General features: G+C 55.0%; 17 protein-coding genes. 4 read left to right on the top strand and 13 right to left on the bottom strand.

Translation table 11 applies throughout. The features are described from left to right. From rplP to rpsJ, 9 genes are all read right to left on the bottom strand, one after another. Positions 1 to 376 (bottom strand): 50S ribosomal protein L16 (rplP, locus tag Q1K23_RS05635; RefSeq protein WP_300363150.1); only part of this gene is annotated, 376 nt, incomplete at its 3' end. A 2-nt stretch (positions 377 to 378) separates the two neighbouring features. After that, positions 379 to 1,074 (bottom strand): 30S ribosomal protein S3, encoded by a 696-nt coding sequence (gene rpsC, locus Q1K23_RS05630; RefSeq protein ID WP_300363148.1) that lies wholly within the window; start codon positions 1,072 to 1,074, stop codon positions 379 to 381. After that, the gene (rplV, locus tag Q1K23_RS05625) at positions 1,074 to 1,400 is read right to left on the bottom strand and encodes a 50S ribosomal protein L22 (RefSeq protein ID WP_201351993.1); all 327 of its coding nucleotides are present in this window, start codon (positions 1,398 to 1,400) and stop codon (positions 1,074 to 1,076) included. Before rplV ends, rpsC begins: the two co-directional genes overlap by 1 nt. 10 nt (positions 1,401 to 1,410) lie before the next feature. After that, positions 1,411 to 1,692 carry a 30S ribosomal protein S19 gene (rpsS, locus tag Q1K23_RS05620; protein ID WP_201351994.1) on the bottom strand — a complete coding sequence of 94 codons (282 nt, stop codon included), beginning with the start codon at positions 1,690 to 1,692 and terminating at the stop codon, positions 1,411 to 1,413. A 14-nt stretch (positions 1,693 to 1,706) separates the two neighbouring features. Then, entirely contained in the window at positions 1,707 to 2,537 is an 831-nt protein-coding gene (gene rplB / locus Q1K23_RS05615; RefSeq protein WP_300363145.1) for a 50S ribosomal protein L2, read from the bottom strand. Between the two features lie 10 nt (positions 2,538 to 2,547). Beyond that, complete coding sequence (locus Q1K23_RS05610) at positions 2,548 to 2,829, bottom strand: 50S ribosomal protein L23 (RefSeq protein WP_300363143.1); 282 nt, start codon at positions 2,827 to 2,829, stop codon at positions 2,548 to 2,550. Position 2,830: 1 nt separating this feature from the next. Next, entirely contained in the window at positions 2,831 to 3,445 is a 615-nt protein-coding gene (gene rplD, locus Q1K23_RS05605) for a 50S ribosomal protein L4 (RefSeq protein WP_300363141.1), read from the bottom strand. Beyond that, a complete protein-coding gene (gene rplC / locus Q1K23_RS05600) occupies positions 3,442 to 4,020 on the bottom strand; it encodes a 50S ribosomal protein L3 (RefSeq protein ID WP_300363140.1) in 579 nt (192 codons plus the stop codon). The genes rplD and rplC overlap by 4 nt, the downstream gene beginning before the upstream one ends. Positions 4,021 to 4,023: 3 nt before the next feature. Next, complete coding sequence (rpsJ, locus tag Q1K23_RS05595) at positions 4,024 to 4,341, bottom strand: 30S ribosomal protein S10 (protein ID WP_300363139.1); 318 nt, start codon at positions 4,339 to 4,341, stop codon at positions 4,024 to 4,026. A 248-nt stretch (positions 4,342 to 4,589) separates the two neighbouring features. On the opposite strand from rpsJ, the gene Q1K23_RS05590 reads away from it, so the two are divergent. Beyond that, the gene (locus tag Q1K23_RS05590; RefSeq protein WP_300363138.1) at positions 4,590 to 4,934 is read left to right on the top strand and encodes an FUN14 domain-containing protein; all 345 of its coding nucleotides are present in this window, start codon (positions 4,590 to 4,592) and stop codon (positions 4,932 to 4,934) included. Between the two features lie 25 nt (positions 4,935 to 4,959). Further along, entirely contained in the window at positions 4,960 to 6,033 is a 1,074-nt protein-coding gene (locus tag Q1K23_RS05585; RefSeq protein WP_300363137.1) for a hypothetical protein, read from the top strand. A 67-nt stretch (positions 6,034 to 6,100) separates the two neighbouring features. Here Q1K23_RS05585 and Q1K23_RS05580 read toward each other — a convergent pair whose 3' ends face one another. After that, positions 6,101 to 6,364: a hypothetical protein gene (locus tag Q1K23_RS05580; protein WP_300363135.1), complete on the bottom strand. Its 264-nt coding sequence runs from the start codon at positions 6,362 to 6,364 to the stop codon at positions 6,101 to 6,103. 192 nt (positions 6,365 to 6,556) lie between these two features. On the opposite strand from Q1K23_RS05580, the gene Q1K23_RS05575 reads away from it, so the two are divergent. Continuing rightward, positions 6,557 to 7,114 carry a ribonuclease HII gene (locus Q1K23_RS05575; RefSeq protein WP_300363133.1) on the top strand — a complete coding sequence of 186 codons (558 nt, stop codon included), beginning with the start codon at positions 6,557 to 6,559 and terminating at the stop codon, positions 7,112 to 7,114. A gap of 8 nt (positions 7,115 to 7,122) precedes the next feature. Here the strand turns inward: Q1K23_RS05575 and Q1K23_RS05570 are convergent, their stop codons facing one another. The 3 genes from Q1K23_RS05570 to purT are packed head-to-tail and all read right to left on the bottom strand — an operon-like array spanning position 7,123 to position 9,199. Beyond that, positions 7,123 to 7,494 (bottom strand): hypothetical protein, encoded by a 372-nt coding sequence (locus Q1K23_RS05570; RefSeq protein WP_300363131.1) that lies wholly within the window; start codon positions 7,492 to 7,494, stop codon positions 7,123 to 7,125. Between the two features lie 8 nt (positions 7,495 to 7,502). Then, positions 7,503 to 7,928: a secondary thiamine-phosphate synthase enzyme YjbQ gene (locus Q1K23_RS05565; RefSeq protein WP_300363129.1), complete on the bottom strand. Its 426-nt coding sequence runs from the start codon at positions 7,926 to 7,928 to the stop codon at positions 7,503 to 7,505. Between the two features lie 14 nt (positions 7,929 to 7,942). Then, entirely contained in the window at positions 7,943 to 9,199 is a 1,257-nt protein-coding gene (gene purT / locus Q1K23_RS05560; protein ID WP_300363127.1) for a formate-dependent phosphoribosylglycinamide formyltransferase, read from the bottom strand. Between the two features lie 63 nt (positions 9,200 to 9,262). Here purT and Q1K23_RS05555 point away from each other — a divergent pair, with 63 nt between their 5' ends. After that, positions 9,263 to 9,469, top strand: a complete 207-nt coding sequence (locus Q1K23_RS05555; protein ID WP_300363126.1) for a DUF2892 domain-containing protein — start codon at positions 9,263 to 9,265, stop codon at positions 9,467 to 9,469. The last annotated feature ends 87 nt before the right edge of the window (positions 9,470 to 9,556 follow it).

Raw genomic sequence — 9,556 nt, 5'->3', positions numbered from 1 at the left:
GAAGTTTGTGCATCGCAAGCGTCAGCGCTTCGCGCGCCAGCTTCTCTTCGACACCCGCCATCTCGTAGATGATGCGGCCGGGCTTGATGTTCATAACCCATTTGTCCACGGCACCCTTACCTTTACCCATCCGTGTTTCGAGAGGCTTGGCAGTGATCGGCTTGTCGGGGAATACACGGATCCAGACCTTGCCCGTACGCTTGACGTGGCGGGTCATCGCGACACGCGCCGCTTCGATCTGACGGCTGTCGATACGTCCGGCTTCGGTCGCTTTGATTCCGATGTTTCCGAAAGCCAGCTGGTTGCCGCGATAGGCTTTGCCGCGATTGCGACCTTTCTGCTGTTTTCGGTATTTCGTTCTTTTAGGCATCAACATGATTAACTCCTCCCACGTCTCGGAGCACGGCGGCCACGTTTCTCTTCAACAGGCTCCGGCTGGATTCCCTTCTGGAGAACCTCGCCTTTGAAGATCCAAACTTTGACACCGATGATTCCGTAAGTTGTATAGGCTTGCGCGAAACCGTAGTCGATTTTCGCCCGCAGTGTATGCAGCGGCACGCGTCCTTCCAGGTACCACTCCGTCCGGGCCATTTCGGCACCGCCGAGGCGGCCTGCGACCTGGACTTTGATTCCTTTGGCACCCGCCTTCTGGGCTGCCTGGATCACTTTCTTCATCGCACGGCGGAAGGCGACACGGCGCTCGAGCTGTGTCGCGATGTTTTCCGCTGCCAGCTGTGCGGAAGCCTGGGGGCGTTTCTCTTCACGGATGTTCAGCGCCACCGGCTTTTGCACCATGTTCTGCAGACGTGCTTTCAGTTTTTCGATGTCCGCACCCTTCTTTCCGATGATGATGCCGGGGCGGGCCGCGACGATCGTCACGCGAAGTCGTTTGGCGGTACGCTCAATGATGATATCGGCGATACCCGCATAGTAGAGCTCCTTTTTGAGGAACTTGCGGATTTTGTCGTCTTCTGCGATGAATGCAGGGACGCGCTGCCAGTTCGGATACCAGCGTGATGACCAGTTACGGTTGATACCAAGGCGCAAACCAATCGGATTGACTTTCTGACCCATTACTTATCCTTCGCTTCTGTGACTTCGACGATCACGTGAGATGTTGGTTTCATGATCCGTGATGCACGGCCGCGTGCTCGCGGTTTCCAGCGCTTCAGAACCGGACCCTTGTCGATGCGGCATGAAGAGATGACGACCTCTTCGGGCTCGTAGCCGCCGTTGGCGACCGCCGACGCGATCACTTTCGAAATGACTTTCGCCGCTTTGTTGGGCATGAATTCGAGGCTGGCCAGCGCCAGTTCCGCGTTCATTCCCTGGACTTCGCGTGCGATCAGGCGGGCTTTCGTCGGGCTGAGGCGAATGAATTTCAGTGTTGCTCTGCTCATACTCTACCCCTTACTTCCCGATCTTTTTCTGTACCGAGCCTTTGTGGCCGCGGAACGTACGTGTCGGTGCAAACTCGCCGAGTTTGTATCCGACGTGGTTCTCCGTGATATATACGGGAACGAACTGGCGTCCGTTGTGGACGTTGATGGTCAAACCGATCATCTCCGGGAAGATGGTGCTTCGGCGTGACCAGGTCTTAATCGGTTTCGTATCACCGGTCTCTTTCGCTTTGAGCACTTTTTTCATCAGATGCTCATCGATAAAAGGACCTTTTTTAATCGATCTTGCCATGTCTACCTATCCTCTTATTTTTTCTTGCGTCGTGAAATGATCAGTTTATCGCTGGCTTTTTTACGACGAGTCTTGAAGCCTTTGGTCGGCATACCCCAAGGTGTGACCGGATGACGTCCGGAGTTCGTTTTACCTTCACCACCACCGTGCGGGTGATCGACCGGGTTCATCGCGGAACCGCGTGTCTGAGGACGGATACCGAGGTGTCGGCTGCGTCCCGCTTTTCCGATGACGATGTTGCTGAACTCTTCGTTTCCGACGGTACCGATCGTCGCCATGCATTCGCCGAGAATCTTGCGCATCTCTGAGCTGGGCATACGGACGATGACGTACTTGTCTTCGCGTCCCATGATCTGCGCGTAGCCGCCGGCGCTTCGGACCAGCTGTCCGCCTTTGCCCGGTTTCATCTCGATGTTGTGTACCAGTGTACCTACGGGAATGTTTTTCAGCTTCATCGCATTGCCCGGTTTGATGTCCAGACCGCTTTCGGCCGCCTGTACCTTGTCGCCCACTTTCAGTCCGCTGGGCTGAATGATGTAGCGCTTGTCGCCGTCTGCGTAGTTGATCAGGCAGATGCGGCAGTTTCTGTACGGATCGTACTCGATCGTCGCCACGGTACCCTCGACGCCGAACTTGTTGCGTTTGAAGTCGATGATGCGGTAGAGCTTCTTCGCACCCGCCTCTTTGTGGCGAGACGTGATACGGCCGCGATTGTTGCGTCCGGCTTTTGCGGGAAGCTTTTTCAGCAGTTTGCGGACCGTCGGCTTGCTCGTGATGTCGCTGCTGTCGACGACGCTCATATAGCGTCGGCTGGGTGTATACGGTTTATATGTTTTGATTGCCATTCTCTATCCCTTACGCGCTCAAGCTCTCGATGTTCGCGCCTTCCGGCAGCTTCACATAGAACTTTTTGAAATCCGGTCGTTTCCCCTCTTTGCCGCGGAAACGCTTCACCTTGCCGCTCTGGCGAAGAGAGTTGACTTTCAGCGGGTTCACACCGAAATACTCTTTGAAGATCGCTTTGAGCTGGTTCTTCGTCATTTTCGGAGATGTCTGAACCACGATGACACCCTCTTCCTGAAGGCCCAGTGTCTTTTCTGTATAAAGTATCGATTTGATATCAGTAATATCCGCCATCTCAGCCCTCTTTCGTCAGATTTTCCCAAACCGCTTTCTCGATGACAACCGCGCGATACGCTGCTGCAAGATAGCCGTTGAGTTCATTCTCTTCGATCAAATAACAGTTCGGAAGATTTCTAAATGCCATATAGGTCTTGTCGTCGATCAGAGACTTGACCCAAAGAGCATCACGCTCGCCCAGTTTGTTCATCATCGCCGCAGCGTCTTTCGTCTTGCCGCTTGCGACTTCGATGCTGTCAACGATGTAGAGTTTGCCGTTGGCCGCTTTTTCAGCCAGTGCGTGCATCAGCGCGAGGCGCTTCTGCTTCTTGTTGACTTTCTGATCGTAGTTGCGGTTGGCTTTCGGTCCGAAAGCGACACCGCCGCCGACGAAGAGCGGGCTTCGGATCGATCCGGCACGCGCGCCGCCACGACCCTTCTGGCTCCAGGGCTTTTTGCCGCCGCCGCTGACGGCGGAGCGGTTTTTGCTGTGGGCCGTATTGGCACGCAGCGCAGCCTGGTACGACTTGACATATAAATATAGGTTGTGCGGGCTCGCTTCGAGGAAGTTCGCGGGAACTTCGGCTTCGCCTGCTTTTTCCAGGTTTTCGTTCAAAACTACTGCTGTACTCATTTAGAAATCCTTACTCGACCCATCGCGCCGTTCGGTCCCGGTACCGCACCCTTGACGACAAGGATTCTGTTTTCCGGATCGAACGATACGATCTCATTTTTTACTGTCACTTTGGCGTTGCCGTACTGACCCGGCATCTTCTGTCCCGGCTGTACGCGTCCGGGCCATTCACAGTTACCGATGGAACCCGGTGCTCTGTGGAATCGTGAACCGTGGCTTCGGGGACCGCCCGCGAAGTTCCATCGCTTCATGACACCGCTGAATCCGCGTCCTTTGCTCGTGAAGGTCACTTTGACCCTCTTGGCTTCGGAAAGCGGCGTCAGATCGATGTCGCCCGTTTCGGTATTGGCGACTTTCAGTGTCGCGAAACGGTTGTATTCAGGACTCAGCCCATACTTCTTCTGCTGACCTTCGATCGCCTTGTTTCGCTTTTTGCCATCGGCATAGGCGACGACGGCGCGACCGTCTTCGGTGATCTCGCATACTTTGATATCCTGCACTTTAAGAAGCGTGACAGGGATACTCGGTACATTGATTGTTCGGCTCATGCCGATTTTTTCTACGATGAATTCCATCCGTTACCCCTTGTTACCCATAGATCGTACTTCGACGTCTACTTCCGGTGCCAGATCCAGCTTCATCAGCGAATCGACCGTATCAGGTGTCGCAGACACGATGTCGATCATACGTGAATGGATTCTGATTTCGAATTGTTCGCGTGAATCTTTGTTGACGTGAGGCGATCTGAGCACGGTATAGCGTCGGATCTTTGTAGGCATAGGAATCGGGCCGCGTATTTCGGCACCCGTTCGTTTGACTGCTTCTACGATGGCAGCAACTGACCGATCAAGCACACGATGATCGTACGCTTTGAGCTTAAGTCGAATTTTTTCCATAGGTTTTCCCTTAAAAGAACTTGTTGGTATGCAACCAACGCTTTTTGGAGCCAAGATTATACTCAAAACTTTTCGCAAAAGCAACGTTTTCGCGGCACTTTTCCTGTTTTCGTCACAATTTTGTTTCCTTTTCAAAAGGAAAGTATGCTTTGCCTGGGCCGGGAGACTTCATGGCCGTGGACTTCTGACATCGGAGATTTCTTGTTACAATTACAGTCTTGCGATTCAAAATATCATCAAGGTAATCCATGGATACGAACGCCACATCATCTTCCATAACGGAAAAGTTTTTCGATCTGCCCTACCTCGACATGGGTTCGGGCTTCGTCATCGGTCTGGCCGTCGGATATTTTCTCAAAAAGAGTTTCAAACTTCTTCTTCTGCTGCTTGGTATCGCCCTCGTTCTGATGTTCGCTCTCGAGCACTACGGCATCGTCTCCATCAACGAAGCGGGGCTCGAACATACCGTCGAGGCGGGCACCGGCACCTTCAAACAGTTCGCCCTCTTTCTCAAAGAGAGGCTTTCGGAGTTCGGTTTCGCCGGCAGCGCTTCGGCTGTGGGCGGTTTCGCCATCGGCCTGAAGATCGGCTGACGATCCTGTCCGACGCGGGATTTCGATGCAGCAGCTCGAAGCGTTCTACGAATCGACTCCGAAGGCGGTCGGATTCGTAGAACGGAAGGTATCGATCCCCTCCCACACCCTCAATCTCTACGGCCCTCCCCGCTCCGGCAAGACGTGGCTGGTGCTCGACTATCTCAGCCGCATTCCGAAGCGCAGACATATCTACATCGATCTGGCCGACCTTCGCGTCGACAGGAACTCGCTCGCCGCTGAGATTCAGCAGTTCGTCGATACGCACCGCATCGAAACGGTCGTCATCGACCACTTCGACGGCACCTTTCCGATGCCAAAATGCCGCCAGTGCATACTCGTCACCCGGGAACCATGGAGGGAAAATCCCCTGATGCCGCTGCTGGAACTGCCCCCTCTCGATTTCGAGGAGTACCTGGCTTTCGAAAAGCGACATATCCACCTCGAACACTCCTTCTCCCTCTACCTGCGGACCGGATCTCTGCCCGCCATGGCGACCGTCCACGAATCGCTGATCACCCTGCGGCTGCACGAACATGTACGCGCCATCTTTCCATCCCCCCGCGAGCTGACACTTTTTCGGTATATGGCCAGGTTTCTCGGCAAACCCGTCACCCCCAACCAGCTCTACACGACTATCAAAAAGGAGCACAAAATCTCCAAGGACTGGCTCTACAAGACCCTGAAATCCTGGGAAGAGCGCCGCATTGTGGCGTGGATGGAGAAACATCGTCAGCCCGGGGCCGCCCGCCGACTGATCATGTACGACTTCGCGATGCCCGCATCGATGTATTTCGAAAAATCTCTGATGGGACAGCTCTATTCGATCGCATCGATCCGGATGCTGCGCGACCGTCCCGAAAGCGTCTATACCGACAATATCGATTTTTTCGATCCGGCCGACCGGCACGCCCTGCTGCTCTCCCCTTTCGCCAACCCCCAGAGCGCCGCCGCCAAGATCGCCAAACGGATCGACGAACTCGACACTCTCCATGTAGAGGCCATCACGATTCTGACCATCGCCAACCGTTTCGAATTCATGTTCGAAGAGATACCGGTGCAGGCCAAACCCTTCTACGAATGGATTCTTGAAGAGTAGGCGGCTGGCCGGGGAGATCGGGGAACGGGAAACGGGAAACGGGAATCGGGAAGATCGGGAATGGAGATTAGGGATTGGAGAGGGGCAAATCCTCTTTTAGGCGATCGAAAGCGGCTTTCGCGTCGTCGGCGTCGGCAGGGTGGTCCAGGTCGATGTAGTAGCTGTAAAGCGGTGTCATGCCGCGACGGATTTCAAGTCTCAGAAAATGGTGGGGGAAGTTGGAGAGTGTCTTTTGCTGGACATTCTGGGTGCTGTTGCAGCAGATGTTCTCTTTGTGTCCGACTTCCAGTACGACGGGGCAGTCGTTTCGGAAGGGATAGAGCGCTCTCATCGCCCTCTCCAGCCTATCATCCGGGGGAAAAACCGATAGGGCAAGGCATGTGATCGGTCGTTCATATGCCGCTTTGTAGACCTTCGTTACGGGCTTTTCTCCACATCCCGCCACAAAAAAACCGATCAACGAAAATAGAAGAATCCGACCTTTCACAACCATCCTTCAGCACCGGAATGCTATGATTTTACCATGAAAAAACTGTGCGGTATCGACGAAGCGGGACGCGGTCCCCTCGCCGGCCCTCTTGTCATGGCCGGCGTCATACTCCATCGTCCCGTCGAGGGGTTGACGGACTCCAAAAAACTCACCGAAAAGAGAAGGGAGAGGCTCTTTGCGACCATCGTCGAAAACGCCGCCTTCCATATCGTCACCTTCGACGCCTCCGCCATCGACGAGCGGGGCATCAGTGCCTGCCTGCGACAGGGGCTCGAAGAGATCATGGCGACCCTTCCGGCCGACGGCTACCTTTTCGACGGCAACACCACATTCGGCATCCCGGGACTCGAATGCCGGGTCAAAGCCGACCTCGATGTTCCACAAGTGAGCGCCGCCAGTATCCTCGCCAAAGTGACCCGTGACAGAATCATGGTCGAAATGGGAAAGAGATATCCCCGCTACGGTTTCGAAAAACACAAAGGGTACGGCACCAATACCCATATCGAAGCGATAAGGTTACACGGCTACTGCCCCATCCACCGCAGAAGTTTTCGAATCAAGACATTGGAGCAGCCCTCTTTCGATTTTTGAAGCGGGGCTTAGAGAGCTTCGTAGAGATCCTCGTCGAACATGGAGTTGTCGGTCGTATTGATATCGAAGGTGGTTTCCACCGTCATGTTCGTATCCAGGTCGATGACCTCGACACGCCAGGTACCCTTCGCGCGACCCGGAAGGAAGCGGTAATCGTAGACCGAACCGTGCCGGGGCGGCACCTGAAAGTGACGGATACGGTTGTCGTCCGGCGCGTTTGGGGAGATCCATCGAAACTCCACGTTTTTGCCGTACTGGTTGTCCGATCTGTCGAGATAGTAGGTACAGTAGATCCTCTCGTTCTCGATCCTGCACTGTACTTTGGCAGCCGTCAGTGATATGCCCCAGAGAAGAAAAAGGGCTATAAATATTCGTTTCATGAATTTTATTATACCACGTTGTTTCGAGCTTTTCCCTGCATCGTCGCGACGATGCGCCGCCTGCCGCCGTGGTTTCTGGCCTCGATCAGATAGATCCCCTGCCATGTGCCCAGAGCCGGCCTGCCTTCAAAAAGCGGTATCGTCAGTTCGCATCCGAACAGCATCGATTTCAGATGGGCCGGCATGTCGTCGCTCCCCTCCAGCACATGGGTGAATTTCGGATAATTTTCGGGAATCAGATCGTCGATGAAGGTCTCGGTATCGTGCCGCACATCAGGATCGGCGTTTTCGTTGATGGCCAGACCCGCACTGGTATGCTGTAGAAACAGATGCAGCAATCCCGTTTCGAACATGGAAACCTGCGGAAGCTGGGAGAGGATTTCACGCGTCACCAGATGCACTCCCCGAGGCTTCGCCGCAAGACTCAGGTGCACCTGAAGGATCTCCATCATCCGAATATGAACTTGAAGACTTTTTTGATGACGCAGGTTTCCTCTTCGCTCTCTTCTCGTATCTCTTCGACCACCTTGGTCACCTTGACGCTGTCGTCGATGAAGCCGATCCGCTCCTTCGCCTTGGCCAGCGCTTCGGTTTCGCTGGCGGCCATCGCCAGCACGACCGCCATGCGACGGCCCTCATGGCTCTCCGGCTTGCCGAAAATCCGCACGAAGGAGTCGGCCGCGAACGCTTCGTCATCCACGCGTAGCACCGGCGTGACACTCTCCTCTTTCGCCTTGTAGGCCGCGCTGGCACCCGGCGTAAAGAAGGTGAAGCCCAGCGGCAGCCCCAAAACGGCGCGCAGATGGAGAGCGAATTCGCTCTGGCTCTGGGTGATCAGTGTCACCATCCCCGTATCGTGGGGCCGGGGGCTCACTTCGGAGAAGTAGACCTCATCTCCTTTGACGAAAAGCTCCACACCGAAAATACCGCGGCCTCCCAGTCCGTCGGTCACCTTTTTGGCGATATCCTGTGCCTTTTTCAGTGCCTCGGGGCTCATGAAGGCGGGCTGCCAGCTGAAGATGTAGTCTCCATCCTTCTGTTCGTGGCCGATCGGCTCGCAGAAGACCGTCTCCTTCTCGTTGCGGGCCGTCAGCAGGGTGATCTCGTAATCGAACCGTACGAACTCCTCGACGATCAGCTCGCTGGCGTCCCCTCTGGCTTCCTTGGCGATCTCCCACGACTTCTCGATCTCCTCGGGGCTCTTCGCCACGCTCTGTCCATGCCCCGAGGAGCTCATCACCGGTTTGACGACGCATGGATAGCCCACGGCATCCGCCGCCTCCCTGAGCTCCTCGAGGGTCGAGACGAAGCGGTAGGCGCTGGTTTTGAGACCCAGCTCTTCGGCGGCGAACTTCCGGATGTTTTTGCGGTTCATCGTCTTGTTGACCGCTTCGGCGTTGGGGATGACGTGAAAGCCCTCCTTTTCCGCCTCGAAAAGGGCGTCGATACTGATCGCTTCGATCTCCGGCAGAATGTAGGTGGGACGGACCCGACGGATCAGATCCAGCACCTCCTCCCTGTTCTGCATGTCGATGACATGGGCTTCGTGGGCCACCTGGTGCGCCGGCGCATTCGGATAGCGGTCCACCGCGACCACTTCGATACCGAGACGCTGCGCCTCGATCGCCACCTCTTTGCCGAGCTCGCCGCTGCCCAGCAGCATGATCTTGATGGAATTGGATTTCAAAGGGGCCGGAAAATGCATGCGCAATCCTTCAATCGTTTTTTGGTAATATACCTAAAACTCATTTAAACGAAGGAGCAAATCATGGCATGTCAGATGGGAGATCAGGATAGACTCAGCAGGATCGTCGCGGGAATCATTCTCGTCGGATTCGCGATGATCACGGGCAACCCGATCGGATGGCTCGGCATCATACCTCTGGTCACCGGAGCGATCGGCTGGTGCCCGATCTACGAACCTTTCGGCATCAATACCTGCAAAACGGAGCACGACGACCACGGACATCATTGAGCGGATGGGTAGTGGATATTTCTGCTCACTATGCGTGTTGAGTGTTGAGTGTTGAGTGTTGAGTGTTGAGTGTTGAGTGTTGAGTGT

It is taken from the genome of Hydrogenimonas sp. (genome assembly GCF_029933015.1).
Classification (GTDB): domain Bacteria; phylum Campylobacterota; class Campylobacteria; order Campylobacterales; family Hydrogenimonadaceae; genus Hydrogenimonas.
Note: the sequence above shows the minus strand (reverse complement) of the source record. Positions and strands in the feature narration are given on the sequence as shown.